Origin of the sequence: Paenibacillus camelliae (genome assembly GCF_023715345.1) — a bacterium.
GTDB classification, from domain to species: Bacteria; Bacillota; Bacilli; order Paenibacillales; family Paenibacillaceae; genus Pristimantibacillus; species Pristimantibacillus camelliae.
Map to the genome: position 1 here is coordinate 96,954 of NZ_JAMBNY010000002.1, position 19,656 is coordinate 116,609.

At 40.6% G+C, this 19,656-nt stretch carries 18 protein-coding genes; 5 read left to right on the forward strand and 13 right to left on the reverse strand.

All coding sequences use genetic code 11. The annotated features are described in order from the left end of the window. Window positions 1–13 precede the first annotated feature (13 nt). The 6 genes from M3180_RS06510 to M3180_RS06535 are packed head-to-tail and all read right to left on the reverse strand — an operon-like array spanning window position 14 to window position 6,039. Entirely contained in the window at window positions 14–958 is a 945-nt protein-coding gene (locus M3180_RS06510) for an NAD-dependent epimerase/dehydratase family protein (RefSeq protein ID WP_251666499.1), read from the reverse strand. A gap of 1 nt (window position 959) precedes the next feature. Continuing rightward, window positions 960–2,285, reverse strand: coding sequence for a UDP-glucose dehydrogenase family protein (locus tag M3180_RS06515; protein WP_251666500.1), 1,326 nt, complete (start codon window positions 2,283–2,285; stop codon window positions 960–962). After that, window positions 2,282–3,100, reverse strand: coding sequence for a GT-D fold domain-containing protein (locus M3180_RS06520; RefSeq protein WP_251666501.1), 819 nt, complete (start codon window positions 3,098–3,100; stop codon window positions 2,282–2,284). The genes M3180_RS06515 and M3180_RS06520 overlap by 4 nt, the downstream gene beginning before the upstream one ends. Then, on the reverse strand, window positions 3,097–3,942 hold the full coding sequence (locus M3180_RS06525) for a glycosyltransferase family 2 protein (RefSeq protein ID WP_251666502.1): 846 nt from the start codon (window positions 3,940–3,942) through the stop codon (window positions 3,097–3,099). The genes M3180_RS06520 and M3180_RS06525 overlap by 4 nt, the downstream gene beginning before the upstream one ends. A 5-nt stretch (window positions 3,943–3,947) precedes the next feature. Further along, on the reverse strand, window positions 3,948–5,021 hold the full coding sequence (locus tag M3180_RS06530; protein ID WP_251666503.1) for a glycosyltransferase: 1,074 nt from the start codon (window positions 5,019–5,021) through the stop codon (window positions 3,948–3,950). After that, on the reverse strand, window positions 5,014–6,039 hold the full coding sequence (locus tag M3180_RS06535) for a phosphotransferase (protein WP_251666504.1): 1,026 nt from the start codon (window positions 6,037–6,039) through the stop codon (window positions 5,014–5,016). The genes M3180_RS06530 and M3180_RS06535 overlap by 8 nt, the downstream gene beginning before the upstream one ends. A gap of 172 nt (window positions 6,040–6,211) precedes the next feature. Between M3180_RS06535 and M3180_RS06540 the strand changes: the two genes are divergently transcribed. Then, window positions 6,212–7,996 carry a glycosyltransferase gene (locus M3180_RS06540; protein WP_251666505.1) on the forward strand — a complete coding sequence of 595 codons (1,785 nt, stop codon included), beginning with the start codon at window positions 6,212–6,214 and terminating at the stop codon, window positions 7,994–7,996. A gap of 92 nt (window positions 7,997–8,088) precedes the next feature. Continuing rightward, window positions 8,089–9,072: a glycosyltransferase gene (locus M3180_RS06545; protein WP_251666506.1), complete on the forward strand. Its 984-nt coding sequence runs from the start codon at window positions 8,089–8,091 to the stop codon at window positions 9,070–9,072. A gap of 187 nt (window positions 9,073–9,259) precedes the next feature. On the opposite strand, the gene M3180_RS06550 is transcribed toward M3180_RS06545, so the two are convergent. From M3180_RS06550 to M3180_RS06560, 3 genes are all read right to left on the reverse strand, one after another. Beyond that, window positions 9,260–10,339: a glucose-1-phosphate thymidylyltransferase gene (locus tag M3180_RS06550; RefSeq protein ID WP_251666507.1), complete on the reverse strand. Its 1,080-nt coding sequence runs from the start codon at window positions 10,337–10,339 to the stop codon at window positions 9,260–9,262. Between the two features lie 245 nt (window positions 10,340–10,584). Continuing rightward, window positions 10,585–11,163 carry a TetR/AcrR family transcriptional regulator gene (locus tag M3180_RS06555; RefSeq protein ID WP_251666508.1) on the reverse strand — a complete coding sequence of 193 codons (579 nt, stop codon included), beginning with the start codon at window positions 11,161–11,163 and terminating at the stop codon, window positions 10,585–10,587. 42 nt (window positions 11,164–11,205) lie between these two features. Continuing rightward, on the reverse strand, window positions 11,206–11,403 hold the full coding sequence (locus tag M3180_RS06560; RefSeq protein WP_251666509.1) for a hypothetical protein: 198 nt from the start codon (window positions 11,401–11,403) through the stop codon (window positions 11,206–11,208). A gap of 114 nt (window positions 11,404–11,517) precedes the next feature. Between M3180_RS06560 and M3180_RS06565 the strand changes: the two genes are divergently transcribed. The 3 genes from M3180_RS06565 to M3180_RS06575 all read left to right on the forward strand — a co-directional run bounded on the left by M3180_RS06565 (window position 11,518) and on the right by M3180_RS06575 (window position 14,534). Next, window positions 11,518–12,387, forward strand: a complete 870-nt coding sequence (locus M3180_RS06565; RefSeq protein WP_251666510.1) for a class I SAM-dependent methyltransferase — start codon at window positions 11,518–11,520, stop codon at window positions 12,385–12,387. Then, on the forward strand, window positions 12,388–13,107 hold the full coding sequence (locus M3180_RS06570; RefSeq protein ID WP_251666511.1) for an RluA family pseudouridine synthase: 720 nt from the start codon (window positions 12,388–12,390) through the stop codon (window positions 13,105–13,107). Between the two features lie 146 nt (window positions 13,108–13,253). Next, a complete protein-coding gene (locus M3180_RS06575; protein WP_251666512.1) occupies window positions 13,254–14,534 on the forward strand; it encodes a CapA family protein in 1,281 nt (426 codons plus the stop codon). Between the two features lie 63 nt (window positions 14,535–14,597). Here the strand turns inward: M3180_RS06575 and M3180_RS06580 are convergent, their stop codons facing one another. The 4 genes from M3180_RS06580 to gyrA form a co-directional block, all read right to left on the reverse strand. Continuing rightward, window positions 14,598–15,089 (reverse strand): DUF4825 domain-containing protein, encoded by a 492-nt coding sequence (locus M3180_RS06580; protein WP_251666513.1) that lies wholly within the window; start codon window positions 15,087–15,089, stop codon window positions 14,598–14,600. A 26-nt stretch (window positions 15,090–15,115) separates the two neighbouring features. Continuing rightward, complete coding sequence (locus M3180_RS06585) at window positions 15,116–16,357, reverse strand: MFS transporter (RefSeq protein ID WP_251666514.1); 1,242 nt, start codon at window positions 16,355–16,357, stop codon at window positions 15,116–15,118. Between the two features lie 113 nt (window positions 16,358–16,470). Next, on the reverse strand, window positions 16,471–16,878 hold the full coding sequence (locus M3180_RS06590) for a MarR family winged helix-turn-helix transcriptional regulator (RefSeq protein ID WP_251666515.1): 408 nt from the start codon (window positions 16,876–16,878) through the stop codon (window positions 16,471–16,473). A 311-nt stretch (window positions 16,879–17,189) separates the two neighbouring features. Continuing rightward, window positions 17,190–19,652, reverse strand: a complete 2,463-nt coding sequence (gene gyrA, locus M3180_RS06595; protein ID WP_251666516.1) for a DNA gyrase subunit A — start codon at window positions 19,650–19,652, stop codon at window positions 17,190–17,192. Window positions 19,653–19,656 lie beyond the last annotated feature (4 nt).

Genomic DNA, 19,656 nt, shown 5'->3' on the forward strand with positions numbered 1-19,656 from the left:
TATGATTATCATTCTATTTATACAAGTCTGTTATATAGCTCCATTGCTGCGCCATTCCTTCTTTTAACGAAACAATAGGGTCATAATCTAACTCAGCTCGTGCTTTCGTAATATCTGCACGTGTCGTTAATGGATCACCAGGCTGCGCATCAATATAATCTATGATTAATTCTCTTCCAGCCAGTTGCTCGATTTCCCGAATAACCTCATTAATAGATGCCGTTTCCACACCGCCAATGTTAAAGATCGTTCCATGCTTGCTATAATGCATAGCACTAATATTGGCCTTCACTACGTCACTTACAAAGGTGAAGTCACGTGTCTGTTCTCCGTCTCCATAAATCGTTAACGGTTGATTCAGTAGAGCCGCCTTCATAAAACGGTGAAATCCCATATCGGGTCGCTGTCTTGGTCCATACACAGTAAAATAACGTAATGCGGTAAATGGTATTCCATATTGTCTATAATAAAGAGAGCATAACTGCTCTCCAGCTAGCTTTGTTAACCCGTAGGGCGAGATTGGTTTAGTCGGTGATTGCTCAGAGCTTATAGGTCCACTATCTCCTCCATAGACGGAAGAGGATGAAGCATATACGAGTTTTTTCAGGTTTGGAGCTGACTTGCATGCTTCGAGAATTTTTTGTGTAAGCAAAATATTAGCCTGCACATAGTCACTGAAGGACGCTCCCCAGCTATTGCGCACACCTGCTATACCTGCTAAGTGAAAAACAGCTTCCGCTTCTCCGATATAAGAATTCAAATCGACTTGCAGCAAATTAACATTTACGAAGCGATAGTTTGGATGGTCTAGTAGGTGCTTCACGTTCTCATTTTTGATTCTCTTTTCAGTGGTGTGATCCATATCATCGATACCAGTTACATCGTGTCCTTGGTCTAGCAGCGCATCACTTAAATGTGAGCCAATAAATCCTGCTGCCCCAGTAATTACAATCTTCATATCAATTCCCCTTTGCAATACCTTCGTAATGCCAGCCTAAACTACGCATTTCATCTGGATTTAGATAGTTTCTTCCATCAAAGATTAACGCTTCTTCTGTTCGGCTTAACCATTCATTCCAAGGATAATTGGAGAATATTGGCCATGGGGTAGTTAATAGGATAGCATGAACACCATTCGGGGCATTATCTTTATCCGTTATCACATTTACCTTTTCTTTATCATGTTCAGGCAAAGCATTTTTCCACTGAATTTGTGCAGACGAAGATATCGTTGGATCTAATACTCTGACCTCATCCACTCCCTTATTAAGCAATTGCTCAACTAAACGAATACTTGGTGATTCTCGTTGATCATCAGTATCCTCCTTAAATGTAAGGCCAAGCACTAATACACGTTTACCTTTGAGCGAGAGCTTTGATTCAATTTTTTGTAAGAACCATTCAATTTGCGAATGATTGACCTGTTTGGCTTGCTCTAGTAGATTCAGCTGTATTCCATTTTGATGTGCAAAATACAATAGCTCATCGACGTCCTTCGGAAAGCATGAGCCACCATAACCTAGTCCAGCCTGTAAATGATGCGGTGAAATACGAGGATCCATCCCCATTCCTATCGCAACCTTCTCGATATCTGCACCGATTAGATCTGCTAGCCTAGCAACTTCATTAATGAATGAGATTTTAGTAGCTAAAAACCCATTGGAGGCATATTTGATCAGCTCTGCGGTTTCATAATTACATACAAAAAATTTCGTATTGAGTGGCGTATAGAGCTGTCTCACTTTCTCGATCGCCTCTTGATCCTCTCCGCCGATCACCGTTCGAGATGGGAATTGTGAATCATGAAGTGCTTTTCCTTCTCTTAAAAATTCAGGATTTGAGATGACTTCGATGGAATGATTTTTCGTTTTGACCTTTTCAAGTAATTGCTGCTTCATCCATCGGTTCGTCCCTAACGGTACGGTGCTCTTCGTTACAACGATTTTAGGCTCATTGATTTGCTCAGCAATAACGTCCATTACTTGCTGTAAATAGGTTAAGTCTGCCTTACCGCTAGAGGTGGACGGTGTACCAACAGCTATCATTAAAATATTGCTTTTCGTAATAGCCACCGTACGATCAGCAGTAAAAGTAATTTGTTGTTTTTCAAGTAACTCTTGTAGCAATAGCTCCAAGCCCGGTTCTACGAATGGTAGAATCCCTTTGTTTAGCTTTTCGACTTTTAAGCTATCAACATCGTATCCTATTACTTCATGACCGATACTAGCTAGAACAAGTGCAGTCGTCGTGCCCACATAGCCCGATCCGATTACTGTAATCCTCAATTTGTTTTTCCCCTTTCTTCTGTGCTCTCGTGTCGTTTTTTCATTCGTTTCGGTGTCCATGGCCGGACTTTACGACTTGCTTTTATCATAAAAATTGCTGATTTTCCAAAATCAATCGCAATTCGGTTTTGCTCCTCTGATAGCTTCTGCGCTAATATAACAGCATTAACACCAGCAGATATAAATACAATGTCGCACTCAACATCTTTCATTTTTGACATGACTTTTGATATTTCCTCATATCGATTAATCCGGATCAATTTTACGAATTGAATATCAAATGCTTCATAGTTTTTACTGACTAAGTTTTTAAATTCATTGGCCCACCGTGATATAACCACTACCTTTTTCCCTTTGAGCATCTCCCAAAACTGTTGGTGCTCAACCATATGACGATTTACAAACGTATGACAAAGTCGATGAGGATGGATTCCGTACGCTTCAAAGCAACGATCTGTCAGTGGACGCAAATATTGTTCATCAGCCAATACTTCCTTGTCTTTATAGTGAGGAATACCGACGATATCCGCTTTTTTGATTGAAGCGATCAAGTCATCCCGAAGCTGAGTGTTCGGCAAGCGGACCCCTTTCCAGTTCGTGGTGCGAGATAATCTTCCCCAACGAGTAGATAATACTTTACGAATGGGCAGTACCTTTCGCTGACTTAAGCAAATGTTCTCACCATCGCCAACACGAACGATAGACAGCGGAGTTTTATTCGTTAATGCGTTACGAACCACTTCGATAACTTCTAGCGTCGATAGCGTTATCGTATCATTCTCTGTTGCGTCATCCTGCTGATTAGCCATATTCATTTTTTTATCAACCTTCCTACCTTGAGCCTTCCTCCAACCCATTTGAATTCCGCTTTGTACTTATCGCCCCAGCGCTTTAATGCTTCTTCATATAAATATCTCGTTACACTGGCATACTTCTTGCGGTTCTCAATACGTGAATTGTTGCTCGAGTGCTTAAGTCGGTTATAAAGGGATTTGTTTATTAATTTGAATTTATGCTCATCGGCCAGCTTCAGCAATATTTGTCGATCCTCGGCATATCGACCATTCTGTGGAACTTGACTTGACCAGCCACCTACTTTACGGAGTGCACTCGTACGATAAAATCTAGGGTAGATCATAGGATGATAAGTGATAAATTCATAGTTGCTATTAATTTCTCGTTTTTTCTTTTCGTTCAAAAATTTGATCTTTCCGTTTTTCTCTAGTCTCCATACCTTTTCGTGGCCATATACGACAGCTGTTTGTTCACTTGCTTTCTCCATTTTTTTCAAGCAAACCTTAAGTGTGTTCTTTTCATACCAATCATCTGCATCCAGTTGCGAAAAGTATTTCGTATCCACTAATGACAACGCATGATTCAAGGCATAACATACACCTTTATTCTTATTTAGCCTTACATAACGAATTCTCGGATCTTGTAAATAACGTTCAACAACCTCTTTCGTTTTGTCCTTTGAACCGTCATCAACGATGAGCAGCTTCCAATTTGGAGTGGTTTGTTTTAATATGCTATCAATAGCTCTTGTAATAAATTTTGCACGATTGTAGGTCGGTATAACTACGGTTACAAGCGTTACATTCAAGCTACTATCCTTATTTTGATCCTCTAGCTCTGTAACTCTATTGTTATCATTCATATTTCTCACCTCTCTTTAATTAATTGGCTGTAAAGCTCCTCCAGTATCCTAACTTGCTTAGATGAATCGAAGCTATTTTCCACTTTTTCACGTCCTCTTTTCCCCATTTCCATACGCACAGATGGATTTTGAATTAAATATTTAATTTTTATTGCTAGTAATCCAACGTTTTTTTCTGGAACGAGTAGACCCTCCCATTTGTCGGTAACCAATTCTGGTATTCCGCCGTGAAAGGTAGAAACGATAGGCAAGCCTGTGGCCATTGCTTCTTTTATCGCATTGGGAATCCCCTCTTGATTTCCATCGTTCGTTGTAATACTTGGCAGACAAAAAATATCCGCTTGATTAAGCAGCTCTGACATTTCAGTGTGTGGTATAAGTCCTAACAATCGAACGTGTCGGGAAAGCTTGAGATCTGATATCAACTTTTTTAATGTTTCTCGTTCATCTCCTTCTCCGACGATAACGAGCTGACTCGAAGGATGTTGTTCAACAACCTTCTTAAAAGCTTTCACTAGATAACGAAAGCCCTTCTTTTTATGAAGTCTACCAACTGCCAGGATCGTAATATTTTCTGTTTTGGGTTCACGCTCTATATAGGTAAACCTATTCAAGTCAATGCCACTGTACATAATTCTAATTTTGCCCGGAGGGCATCCCCATTTAATTAGCTTTCGCTTCATATGCTGAGAAGGAACTGTGAACAGATCACCTACCCTGAATAGCATTGGTAACTTTTTCTGATACGAACTACAGTTATCTTTTACCGAAGGTAAATCAAACCCGTGAAAGGAAGTGATCATTGGGATACCAGTACGTTTTTTCACATTCATTAAGCTGACTCCGGTGCTTCCAAAACGAGCGTGTATTAGCTTAATCTTTTTCTTTTTGAATGACTTTGCTATCTCGTTTGCACTACGAGGAAGATACTTTATCTTGCGGAATGGAAAACGATCTACATTCATTTTCTTCCGCGTATACACAATGGGCTCAAACGCTTTAATATTTTTTAGTTCCTCATATATAAAGGTTTCTGATGGACGAAGATAACGAGTGCGGACAAATGCAATTTTACGCACTGTTCTCCCTCCCATCCTTATAGCGGTTCTTCAAGAAGTAATGACGATCAATATAGGAGGCCTTTCGCTTTTCTTGCTTAATTCTGTGCTCAAGCTCCTTCGCATTCATGCCAATATACTTTTTTTTACGAAGCATTCTTTCAAAAATGTGAGGGAATAATAGGTCGATATAAACTAGTTCCTTATCATCTGCAGATAGTGGATGAACTCGCTCATACGTATTCATCATGCTAGTAAATGACTGATTATTAAACGAATGTTTTTTTGTAAACATACTATAAATTCGGAGAAGATCCTTAGAAGGAAGATCATAGCGAATATCCTCAAAATCAATGAGTACTTTTAATGGATTGTCATTAATTACATTGCTATGGTGCAAATCCCCATGCACCAATGTCTTGTCATTCGGCGGTCTTTTCACATATTGATCATAGTTGCTGTTTTCTAGTGCCTTCAGCGCTTTTGTTGCCATTCTAATAAAGAAGTGTATATATTGATGAATGATTTCTTCATTCTTATTTTTCAAGCTTTTGTGATCGACGAGCCACCTTTCCATGGTGTGTATTCTATCTTTATATTCTGTTTTCCAATTGTGGTGTTCATAGATGGTTATACCAGTAGGATAGTATAGACCTTGGGAAGCATGATGAAATCTAGCCATAGCATCTATTATGGACTCGAGGTCCTTCTGATGTTTTAATTGAGAGCTTTTACCTTCAACCCATTCATATAAGACATAGGGAAATCGATTGAATTGCATGAGCAAATCACCGTTAATCGTAGAGATTGGAAGTGCGAGACTTACTCCTTTATCAGCTAGCATTTTCTCTGATATTGCAATGAAATGTTGTCGTTCGGGGGCTATATACAGACTCTTTAGAGCATATTTTTTGTCTTCTTTAGTAGTAACTTTAATAACGACACTAGAATTTTTTACATATTTAATAATCTTCCATTTTTTTATTTTGAAACCATATGAATCTTCCACATTTTTTTTTAACTTATCAATTGTTTTCACGCCCCATCCTTGCTAGTTAATCTTCTTTCACTTTATTCATAAAAAATTAAAAAGCTTGGGCAAGTTAAACTTTTTTAAAAAGCTTTGTAAACTCTACTTTCGTCCATACATTCTCATCTAAATTTTCATAGATTATGAATAAATCGATTTCACATCAAGGAAGTGATACTTTTTGAACCGGATCGCAGTCGTTCGTCCTGTTTTTTTACCAATCAATGATTCTTCTTATTATAGTGAGCTTACTCATCTCAAACGTTATGAAGCTTTCGTTTTTAGTAATAAGCAAAAAAATCTCAAAGCGTTCCCGTATAAAAACGTCGTGATAACACCAGATCACAACAAGCTGGAGCAGATGCTGCGAGACAACTTTTTCAAATTGATTCACGCACAAGATGTACAATCAGGCATCAATTTATTGAAAATCAAACGAAAGTGGAAAATTCCACTTCTTACTTCCTTTCAGCACTCCGATTCCATCGAAACATTAAGCATTGAAAAAAAAAAGCTAACTGAGCTGTTTTCTGTAGGTGATTACTTTACAGTTCCCTATCTTTTTATGAAGGATGAGCTCATAAGACATGGCTGTCCTGCAAATAAAATTACCGTACTGTACAGTGGCGTCGATCTTAACCAATACACTAATAAAGAACGTACTCTACCCTCTAACGGTCTAATTACGTTGACGTATGCTGGTAACCTTAACGATAGAAGTGGCGTTGAAATACTGATAAAGGCATTTCAAAAGGTTAATCAATCAAATTCTAAAACACGCTTAACGATTATCGGGGACGGAAAAGCAAAAAAACGTTTAATGAGACTAACTAAAGAGCTCGGACTAAACAACAAAATATATTTTAAGTCGTCGCGTTCGGACAAAGAGGTAGTAAAACAACTAGAGAAGTCGCATATATATTGCGAGCCAACGATAAAAGATCGTGGTAGAAATAGAGACAGAATGACTAATATGCTGAAAGCAGCAATGGCGTGCGGAACTCCAGTTATATCAACGGTTTTACCAGGAGTCTCTGATCTGATAGAGGACAACAGAACAGGACATCTAATAAATGTAAACAATGTGGATGCATGGGCGAACAAAATATTGACTGCTATAAGTCTGGGAGCTTCTTGGAAGCTACTAAGTAATCGAGCTCGCGCTAAAATTGAGGCAGATTATAATCTTACAGTACAAGCAAATATGCTAGAACAACTGTATGACAAAGTGATTAGAATTCACGAACAAAAAGAGCAGAGGCAGCCTTTCTTCAGCGTCATTATTCCAACACATAATCGCGAACGCTTTATTAAACGAGCGATCAACAGCGTGTTGAAGCAAACGTGCCAAGATTTTGAACTGATCATCGTAGATGATGGTTCAAGAGATCAAACAAAAAACGTAGTTAGTACGTTTGGTAATCGGATCCGATATGTCTACCAGGAACAACAAGGACCATCTAGTGCAAGAAACACAGGTATCCAATTGGCAAGGGGTAAATATATTGCATTTCTAGATTCGGATGATCAATTTGTGCCTGAAAAACTAGAAAAAAACAAGAAAATTCTAGAAGATAATCCAAATACTCATTTTTTATATAGCTGGTATTACGAGAGTAAAAAAGGTAGGAAAATAAGAGTAATTGATAATCTCAAGCATTATGAGGATATAAGTAGATTCCGGAAGAAATTATACAAAAGAGCATTCACTATAAGGACCTCCACTGTAGTTATTCACAATAGCTGCTTTGAGAAAGTAGGGTTGTTCAATTCCAAATACCGTTATTCCCAAGACTGGGATATGTGGCTTCGCCTGTCTTGCTATTACAAAGGATACTGCCAAAAGACCCCTCTATCTGTATATCGAAGACACCCTCGCCCTAAAATATCATCTGGTAAAAATCATTTAGAAATAAGAAAGAATGCCAAAAAATTATTCGCGAAGGAAGGAGTCAAATTTTCATGAAACAAAGCTCCCCTGTCATCCTGCATCATAAGTATTCTTTAGAGGATGGGCATGTAACGAAGCAAATCACGAGTGTCGAAGGGTTCCGTGGAATGATGATTGTACGCAAAGCTAAGGAATATCGAAAGTCTACGCCGTTTAAATCAGTAATTACGCTGAAGGAGCTTAAAAGCAATCCTCAGTTTTTGAAGCAAGCTAATGTCGTTGCTTTTCATATACACCACGGCTCTCAAACAACAAAGTACGAATTCTTAAAAGAAAAATACGGGCTGCCCATGTTTGTCGGCTTTCGGGGGAATGATGCTACCGCCTTTCCAAGGAAAAAGAAAAACTTAAAGCAGTTAAAGAGGCTCTTTAAAACGGCTGATATGTTTTTTCCAGTATGCGAACATCTAAAGCGAAGAATAATGCAATTAGGTTGCCCGGAGGATAAAATTCGTGTGTTATACGGGGGATTAGATTTAAATCGATTTGAATACCGCCCACGCAAATTAGACTCCCAGGACAACATTAGATTTTTGGCGGTAGGTCGTTTTGTAGAGAAAAAAGGATTCCATCATCTCCTTCGTGCTTTCGCAAAGGTAAGAAAGACACACAAAAATATAACATTAACACTAATTGGCAGAGGGCCCTATGAGACAGAGTATGCTCGACTAATTAATAAACTGAATTTGAAAAAGAATGTGGAAATTGTACCTTGGGTTGACTATCAAAAAATCCAGTCTAAATACTACAGCTCCCATATTTTCTGTGCTCCTAGCATTACCGATCAGAATGGTAATCAAGAGGGAATCCCAAATACATTGAAAGAGGCCATGGCTACAGGCATGCCAGTTATTTCAACGACCCATGCCGGTATACCTGAGCTCGTTAAGAACAATGTATCTGGATTGTTAGTTCCGGAAGGCTCTGTTAAACAGTTGGAAAAAGCAATGAAATGGTTAATCGAGCATCCTGAGCAATGGGCAAAGTTAGGGGAAAACGCTCGTAAAAAAGTCGAAGCTGATTTTAATCTCGCTATTCAATTGAAAAAACAAAAGGAATTTTACAATGAAGTTTTACTGAAGCAACAATAAACAATCAGTTGCAAATGCAAGCTGCTTTTAGTCCTCAACTAGAAGCGGCTTGCTTTTATAATTAGAGTTGAATGCTCCTTTAAATTAAAAAATGCATTCCTCAAAATAACATCGGACAGCTAATCCTAAGTCATTCTAAGAAATGCATAAATGAGTTATTGACACATAGTTATCTCGTCGTTAGCTTCTACTCTTCACATGGTAAATAGATAGAGGTATGATCTCCAAGCATCAACTCGGTAAAATTCTGTTTTTGAATTCGGCTTATTATTTTTACTTCCTCGCCAATGATACTATCTGATATCCGATATGGGACTTGATCTAATTTCGCACCTGCCATAACGATACTTCTCTCTAATTTACAGTTTATAATTGTAGCATTGTCTGCAATCGATGAATACGGACCAATATATGAATTTTCAACGACGGTGTTAGCACCAATAATAGCCGGTCCTTGAATAACACTATTTACGATCTTTACATTTTCTCCAATCAACACCTCATCAGATATAATTGACTGTGCATCAATTGTACCTTTTATATTAGAGTGTTTGATTTGACTGAGAAAATACTGATTACATATGATTAAATCCTTCGGCTGCCCTGTATCCTTCCACCAATAGCTAGAGCTATAAATGCCTAGCTCATACTCATCATCGATAAGCTGCTGTATCGCATCTGTAATCTCATATTCTCCTCTAGCTGAAGGATGAATCTTCGAAATAGCATCATAGATCGTATGCCGAAATAAATAAACACCATTAATCGCTAGATTACTTGGTGGATGTTTCGGTTTCTCTACTACTCTATGAATCGTATTACCGTTCATCTCCACAACACCAAATTGCTCAGGTGAATCTACTTGACTTACTGATATTAATCCATCAAGATTTTCCGACTGAAATTTCTCTATTAGGGGCAGCAATGAGCCATCTATTATATTATCACCCAAATACAATAGAAAATCGTCATTTTGAGTAAATGTCTGTGCTATACGCACAGCATCAGCTAATCCTTTAGGTTCATGCTGCTCAATTAATGTTATTCGAATGTTCCATGGTGCACCACCCTGCAATACTTCGTCAAAAACAGTTCGAAACAGTGGCGCAACGACAACAGCAATATCCTTTATACCAGCTTGAATCATCCTTTCGATTCCATAGAATAATACTGGTTTGTTCATAAGCGGCAAAAGATGCTTAGGTCTAGAGAAGGTTAATGGTCGTAATCGTGAACCTTTTCCAGCACACAATATCAAACCTTTCAATTATTTCCCCCCCTTCTATTAATCAATGCTGGCATATAAACTGAAACTCTTCCAATTACTATATGTTAAACAAATGAAGTTGACACGGTATACGTCCTATTCTCATATATTCATTGCATAGTTGTTCTAACAAAATGAAAAAGCTGCCCTCTGTGCACGACAGAAAACAGCTTGTACAGTTTAAGACAAACGATGTTTCACATTATTGTATATGATTAAACGAAACAGCTTAGCGTCATTGACGTTCATTGTCTAAGCAAGGAGAAAAAAGCATTAGAGGTTGTACGTACAATCGAAATATCGTCCATCGTCTCCGCCAGCATCAGACTGCCCTCGAGGGAAGAAACAAATAAATAAGCACTTTGCTCTGGCGAAACCTTATCGCGAAACTCTCCACTAGCTATTCCTTGCGCAAGCAGCTCTGTAATGTACGTATGCAAGCATGCAAAAAATTGGTGGATGCGCTGATGAACCGCTTCTGCTTCGGCTGGACTTTGCTCATACATCGCGATGAACGGACAGTTCCCTTTATTGCCCCTATCTTCAATTTCCTTTTGTAGCAATTGAATAAAGCTCTCAATGCGCAGCTGTGCACCTAGCTCACGTTGCCCAAGGGAAACCTCTAATGCGGATTCATACCGGTTGCCCCAGAAATCGACCACCGCATACAACAGCTCTTCTTTGCTTGCAAAATGATAATATAAATTGGAGCGGGATACTCCGCTTTGCTCCACTACGTCATCGATACTCGTATACTTAAAGCCCTTGCTTAGAAAAAGCCTTGCCGCAATATGTATTAATTGCTCTCGGTTTCTTGCTACCATATTCATTACACCTCACAAAACTAGGACTGTTCAGTCCTAGTTTTATTTATATTCCTCATAAGCGGGCAAAATATAGCGATGACCACAAAATTTACATTTCAGCATTATACTTTGTTCACCGAATGCGTAGCTAACACAGTCGTCATCTTCAATATCGAGCATCTCTCTGCCGTGCTCATCATAGTCGCTTGTTGCAAAAAAAGACGTTTTATTACCGCATTCACATTCAAAACGTAACATAATCTCAGACCCTTCTACTAAAAATATAGCTGGCTTCGTTGATTTTAGTATCGCAGCTTCGTTATAATAAGCGATGATATCATAACAAGAAGCGATTAGGAAGGAAACATCTGAATGTACATAGCTGATCAGTGGAAAGATTTTGAAGTAATTGATACAGGAGCAGGAGACAAGCTGGAGCGTTGGGGCAACTATATTCTTCGTCGCCCGGATCCGCAAATTATTTGGCCTATAGAAAAGGAAGACGAGCAATGGAGAAAAGCTGATGCTCATTACTTCCGCAGCTCCTCAGGTGGCGGTCAATGGCAAATCCGCAACAAAGAAATGCCTGAACGCTGGACAATTAGCTACAATGAACTTAGGTTTCATATTAAACCAACAAGCTTTAAGCATACTGGCTTATTCCCAGAGCAAGCGGTCAATTGGAGCTGGATGATGGATAAAATCCGTAAAGCCAATCGTCCGATCCGCGTGTTGAATCTATTCGCCTACTCTGGAGGCGCTACAATCGCCTGTGCAGCTGCAGGTGCAGAGGTATGTCATGTCGATGCAGCTAAAGGAATGGTTCAATGGGCGAAGGAGAATGCCGTGTTATCCGGTCTTGAGGAAGCACCGATAAGATACATTACCGACGATGTATTCAAATTCGTTCAACGTGAACAGCGTCGCGGCAGACAATATGATGCCATTATTATGGACCCTCCTTCCTACGGACGTGGACCAAAGGGCGAAACATGGAAGCTTGAAGAAAATCTATTTCCGTTTCTGCAAACCTGCATGACCATTATGAGTGACAACCCGCTTTTCATGCTCATCAACTCCTATACAACTGGACTTTCACCTACTGTTTTGCAGCATTTGCTAACGATGAGCATGGGTAGTAAGTACGGTGGGGAAATTAATTGCGGAGAGATTGGTTTGCCGATAACACGTTCTGGTCTAGCTCTTCCATGTGGAATATTAGGACGTTGGGAGTCGAAGTAGATGAAGCCGGCAATTCCGATATTGTATGAGGACAATCATATTATCGTTGTCGAGAAGCCACCAGGCATTCCTTCACAGGAGGATGATACTGGAGATGCAGATATGCTAACGTTGATTAAGGACGACATTAAGCTTCGCTATCAAAAGCCAGGCAATGTATTTCTCGGACTTGTACATCGATTGGACCGCCCTGTCGGCGGCGCGATGATCTTCGCTAAGACCTCCAAGGCTGCCTCAAGGCTTTCTGATGCTGTCCGTACCCGTACCTTCGGGAAAACATATATGTGCATCGTTGAGGGCATCCCAGTCGCTCAGGAGGCCGATCTGCTTCATTACATCCGTAAGGATTCAAAAAAGAATCAAGTGACCGTGTTTAATCAGCCCGTTGCTGAAGCTAAGGACGCCAGACTCAGCTATCGTGTCATCGCCTCGAACAATGGCACTAGCTTAGTCTCCATCCAGCTTCATACAGGAAGGCCGCATCAAATTCGCGCTCAAATGGCCTTTATCGGCCACCCGCTTCTTGGAGACGTTAAATACGGCAAAGCGGCAAAGCAGCGAGGTCACGGTACCATTGCATTGTGGTCGACAAGTGTTACAGCACCACATCCGACGTCAAAGGAAGTGATGAGCTTTACTTCCTTGCCGAACTCAGCTGAAGCTCCTTGGTCTCATTATACAGCCCAGCAGCTTCAACAAGCTGTACACTGGTACACGTAGCAATAAGCCGCTCAAGTGAGAATGTTTTACACATGAGCGGCTTATATACGTTCACTTGAGCCTCACGCAACATCTGAAGCTGTGTGCACGTCTTTATATTGGAAACTTAGCCTTTCTTACTATCTACTTTAATAGGACGTGATTATTTGAGACAAAAGCGACAATCAAAGCGAAAGCTGCTATGGATATTCAACAGTGTGCTGCTCATCTTTATAGCTGCGGGAGCCCTATTGATATTCATACTATTGAATTCAAAGGATGCAGCTCCACAAGACCCTAATAACAGCAGCCTTAACGAGCTATCAGCCCAGCAACCAGGCAGCAGCGTAGCTCCAACACCATCGCCTACTTCTACTCCAGAGCCTACGCCTACACCACCACAGTATACGGATGCTGTGTGGATCGGTGTTGGAGATATTATGAGCCACACCCCACAGCTCCCTGGTGCATACGACAAAGCGACAGACAGCTATAATTTTAAAGACGTCTTTTCACCGATTGCTGACATTGTTGCTGATGGTGATTGGGTAATGGCTAACTTAGAAGCACCGATGGCTGGCAAGGATTACGGTTATACTGGCTATCCGTTGTTTAACGCACCAGTTGAACTCGCACAGGCATTATGGGATAACGGCTTTAACATCCTCTCTACCGCTAACAACCATACGCTCGATAAGGGTGTAACTGGTGCAATGCTTACACTCGATCATGTTCAGCAGATTGGTTTTACAACAGTGGGATCAGCGAGAGATGCTGAAGAAGCAAATACGAGTGTCATCGTTGAGCATAATGGAATCGCGATGGGGCTGCTGTCTTATACGTACGGTACAAACGGCATTCCGATCCCTGAGGGTAAGGAGTATATTGTAAATTTGATTGATCAGGAACGTATCATTGAGGATATGAATCGACTACGTCAGGATGGCGCAGATGTTATTACGATTGCGTTGCATTTTGGCAATGAATATCAGACCCAGCCCTCAGAGGAACAGAAAACATTGGCTCGAGCTTTAATTGCAGCGGGAGCAGACATTATTGCGGGCTCTCATCCCCATGTATTGCAGCCTTACGAGCTAGTGACAACAGTGGATGAACTTGGAGCCGAACGACAAGGCCTAATCATATATTCCATGGGGAATTTCATCTCTAATCAACGTGGTGACTCTAAGGACTATGGTGCAATATTTCGCGTAGATCTTAGAAAGCACTACGATACAGGTGCTATCGAAATTAAAGATGTAACGGTCACACCAACCTGGGTTCATCGCTATAAGCCAGATCAATACTACAGATACCGTGTGTTACCAGTCGAAAGCACGCTAGCTGCACGTGATGACGTCTTGTTAAAGCAATCCGATTATGAAGCACTTGAAGCAAGTCATATGATGCTTACCGATCGTCTGTCCTCCATGCTTGATAACGAATAGATGATTGCAATGCCAGAACAAAAAAAAGCTGCAGCCTAGAATCGAATCTAGACTGCAGCTTTTTTATTCAACAAGAACAAAAAACTGATTAATTTTGTCCTCATCCTCTAAAAATTGTTGCATTAATTCTTGTAATTCATCCTCGCTAGTATACCCACCTAGCTCCATACCGTACCATTTTTGAACTGCCTGCTTCTCCACTTTATATTGGTAATCATCGCCAAAGATAAACGTAATCCAATCCACGTTTTGAATTAATGCAAATAGAAATGTTGCGTTATATAGGACCGTTTGCTTCACGCTCTTCTCTGACATTTCAGCATAATCACTATATGTTATTACTACCCCGTATGGTTCAGATTTCGTTATAAGCTCGAAGCGTTCTACTTCTTCTCCGCTCCGTAATTGTTGTAAAATATTGCCTACAGCACTATTATCACCAACATACGAGCCTTTGTAATGAAATAAATCCTCATTCGGCTTACTAGACTGACACCCACTTATGACAAGTAATAAACCTATGGACATCAATATAAAATTAATAAATTTCCGCACTCGATAACTCCTTTATGAACAGCTCATTAGATCAGTTGCTTTTGCTTTTTTAGATGTGTATACATCATAATGGACAATATTGCACACAGCAGTGCGCTTACACCAATAAACAAATATCCTGCTTGATATCCTCTAAGCACAGCAATCGCTGGTTCTGCACGATACATATGCTTAACCCCATTAATAATTAATCCGATTACATAATTACCTATTACTGTGCCGATGCCCATAATCGTCACAATAAAGCTAATAACAACGTCACTGTCATTCGGATAGCGCTTAGCGATAAATGCCATAACTGTAGGATAAATCGGAGCTACACCAGCACCTGACAGGGCAAAAAATATGGCATAGCCTTCCCCTCCCAGGACAGCGATAAACGTACATATTGCTGCAAACATTGACACGATAATTACCGAAAGATTATAACCGATCCGATCAATAATAGGTCCAAGTAAAAGGCGAGCTAATGAAAAACCGATAAAGAAATACGACAGCATTGCCGATGCAGATAAAGTGCTCCACTCATAGCTTTTCTCAAGGTAGTTAACTAACCAGCCTCCGACTGACAGCTCGGCAATTACGCCGAATGTTAGTATGCCAACAAGCAGCCATAAGGAATAATCACTCGCTAACGTACGTAACGATTTACGATCCTCAGCCTTAATCTCATCTCCTGGAAATTTCCCTAGTACAGTTGGAATAATAGGAATAAGTGAAAAGGCAAGAACGATAAAATACATCAATCCCCATTCAACGGTGTAGCCTAGAATTGTAATGCTCATTAGCCCCGTTGCTAATAGCGGAGCAACAATTGAGCTTAGCCCGTAGAAGAAATGTGCTAGATTCATCATCGTACCTGTATTTCTAGTAAAAATACGCGCTGCGAGAATGGCCAGACCGATCTCCAGCATCCCGTTCCCAATATAGAGCAGGAAAGTCGAACCGATCAAGAAGGAATAGCTTTTCGAAATCCAAATCAATAATCCAGCAACGATCATTGACGAGAAAGATATGACCGAGGTGGCTTTAATTCCTATTTTACGAACAAGCAAACCAGTAAACATGCAGGCAATTAAATACCCTAGCGAATTTAATGACAGCAACGTTCCAATCTGCGCTTCATCTAAATCAAAAGACAGCTGTATGCGTGGTATGGCTGGTCCTTTAATATTTTCCGATAAACCAAAAATAATAAAGCCTAAATAAACGGTTAGTAGCTGCCAAATATAATTTCGTTTTTTTCTTGGTGCTGGTATTGACGTCATCTGATTCTCCCTCTGTCATAAAAATCCCACGGAAAGACCGCTGCTCGTGCCAAAGCATGCCTTTAGCACGAGCAGCGGTCCCTTAACATGGTTCAATATATAGAATAGCTAGATTAGGATGAACTAGCAACCTTGCCTAGTAGATAGACAAGCAGCTGTTGGTTATGACTAGATATCCGGTCTAGTGATTGCTCGATGACTGATTTTCTTATGTTAGAGCCTCTTACAGCTTCCGCGAAACCCTTTTCAGTCACCTGAATCCATACAACACGTCGATCACGCTCATCACGCTCACGTGTAATCAATTCATTTCGCTCCATACGATCAAGTATTGTCGTAATCGCTGCAGGTGTTGTGTTCAAATACTGAATGAGGTCAGAAGGCTTCATCGCCTCTGATTCCAGCAATAGTTCTAAAATATGTAACTGTCCTTCTGTCAATGGTGCTAATTCCTGCTCTAAGGTAAGTTTCCAATCTCGTGACAGCTTGTTCCATAGCTTAGAAAAATCTTCGGCTACCATGCTCCACCAACTTTCTGACGTTCTTCTACTTTATATTATACTAATCCTAATTGTCGAAAGAAAGATTAATGCAATTAATAGTTTACGATAAAATATGCTGCATTGCGGAAGCTTTTCCTACAAATCAACATAATCGCCAGCATTCATTGTAGTATCTTGCGGAAAGGTTGGGAATTTTGCATGCGCCAAATAAACAAAAAAGCGCTCTGCATAGCATTTAGCTATGCTTACAATTCAGCTTTTGCTGAACAGTAAGCATATGACTAAAGCTCCTGAGCGCCACTTGAATCATAGTGTTTGTAGCTGGATTATTAGTTCTCAGCTTTCGGTTGCTGAATACGATCCGTTACTGAGAATAAAATTAACAGCTTCTCTTCCTTCTCTAGCTGGAAGATCGTTCGACCTGTTGATTTTCTTTCCTCGATGATTGTTTTCTCAGATTGAACAATTTGCATCAATCCTTTATCTGTAAAGCCAGCTAATTCAATGGGTTCACGGCAATAGAAAGCAGACAATAATCGTTGTCCGTTGCTTCTTACTCGTTTACCTTCCTTAAACTCAAACGTTTGGACACCTTTACCACCGCGTCCTTGAATTGGATAATCAAGCAAGAGCGTACGTTTACCATGACCAGTATCGGAAACGACTAGTACTTCACCTTCATCATTCTCTACCCATAGTGCGGCAATGATCTCGTCATCCTCTCGCAGCTGTATTCCTTTTACTCCGCCAGCTGCACGGCCCATTGCATTTACCTCTGTTTCGTAGAAACGGATCGACATACCAGAAGCAGTAACGAGCATAATTTGCTTGGACGAATTGCTAACCTTAACCTCGATCACCTCATCGCCTGCGGCAACCTTACAAGCTGCGATAGCGGTAGAGCGAGTTGTTGCATACTCTTTAAGCTCTGTTCGCTTCACCTGTCCTCGCTTCGTCACAAATACAAGGCTTTGGTCCGTATTAAAGTCCTTCACCGGGATCACCGCGACAATGCTGTCATCCTTAGGCAACGGAATGACGTTGACAATTGCTGTCCCAGTATCCTTCCATTTAAATTCAGGTATTTGATGAACAGGCAATAGGAAATACTGTCCATTTTTCGTGAATAGAAGCAAGTTATCGAGCGTGTTCACCGACAAGCAATGGGTAATCACATCTCCGTCCTTCACCCCTGCACTATCCATCTCTCCGCCTGAACGTGTATAAGAAAGCATACTGGTTCGCTTCACATAGCCTTCATGGCTAAGTGTAAATAGCACATCCTCAGCATTAACTAGAACCTCGAGATTAACCTTCAGCTCTTCGATCTCAAGTTGAATGTCAGAGCGTCGCTCGATCATATAAGCTTCTTTAATTTCAAGCAGCTCTTTTTCAATGACTCCAATTAGCTTTTTGTCGCTCTCCAGAATCGATCGGTAGTATTTAATCTTCTTTATCGTATCGGCATGCTCTTTTTCAAGGCTCGTTATTTCAAGATTCGTCAATCGATACAATTGTAATGTTAGAATGGCATCTGCTTGTCGCTCCGTAAACTGAAACTTCGCAATTAAATTATCGCTCGCATCAGCACGATTTTTTGAAGCTTTAATCGTTGCGATGACATCATCAAGCAGATTCAATGCTTTAACTAAGCCCTCCAACACGTGTGCACGGTCTTCTGCTTTTTCAAGCTCATATTGTGTGCGATGTGTAACGACTTCCTTCTGGTGCTCAATATAAGCTGAAATAATATCAATAAGTCCTAGCTGCTTCGGTGCTTTGTTAACTATAGCTACCATATTAAAATTATACGTAACCTGCAGATCGGTTTTTTTAAGCAAATATGCGAGAATCCCGTTCGCATCAGCGTCCTTTTTTAGCTCAACAACAATACGCAGTCCATTGCGTCCACTCTCATCACGTACCTCGGCGATACCTTCAACCTTTTTTTCTAGTCGAATGTTTTCCATAGCGGTAACGAGACGAGATTTGACAACTTGATATGGAATTTCTGTAATGACGATTTGCTGCTTACCACCGCGAAGCGTTTCGATCTCCGTTCTGGAACGGATATAGATACGTCCTTTTCCTTTTTCGTACGCATCACGGATCCCTTCTCCCCCCATAATAATGCCACCTGTTGGAAAGTCAGGACCCTTCACGATATTCATCATTTCATCTAAGCTAATGTTTGGATTGCGCATATAGGCAACGCTTGCCTCAATAACCTCTCCCAGATGATGAGGCGGGATTTCCGTTGCAAAGCCTGCAGATATTCCGCTAGAACCATTGACTAGCAGGTTAGGGTAGCGAGCAGGTAGTACAACCGGCTCCTTCACCGTATTATCAAAATTATCTTTGAACAGCACTGTGCGTTTTTCAATATCACGCAGCAGCTCCATTGCAATCTTGGAAAGTCGAGCCTCTGTATAACGCATTGCAGCTGCCGGATCATCATCCTGCGAGCCCCAATTTCCATGTCCATCGATGAGTGGATAGCCCATTTTCCAAGGCTGTGCCATCCGTACCATACCTTCATAGATCGAGGAGTCTCCATGCGGATGATAATTACCCATTACATCCCCTACCGTCTTAGCAGACTTGCGGTAAGGCTTGTCCGGTGTATTCCCAGAGTCGTACATCGCATATAGAATACGACGCTGTACAGGCTTTAGGCCGTCACGCACATCTGGAATAGCACGATCTTGAATAATGTATTTGGAATAGCGACCAAATCTGTCTCCGACAACCTCTTCGAGAAATGCCGGTAAAAATTGCTCTAACGGTTCCATCTAT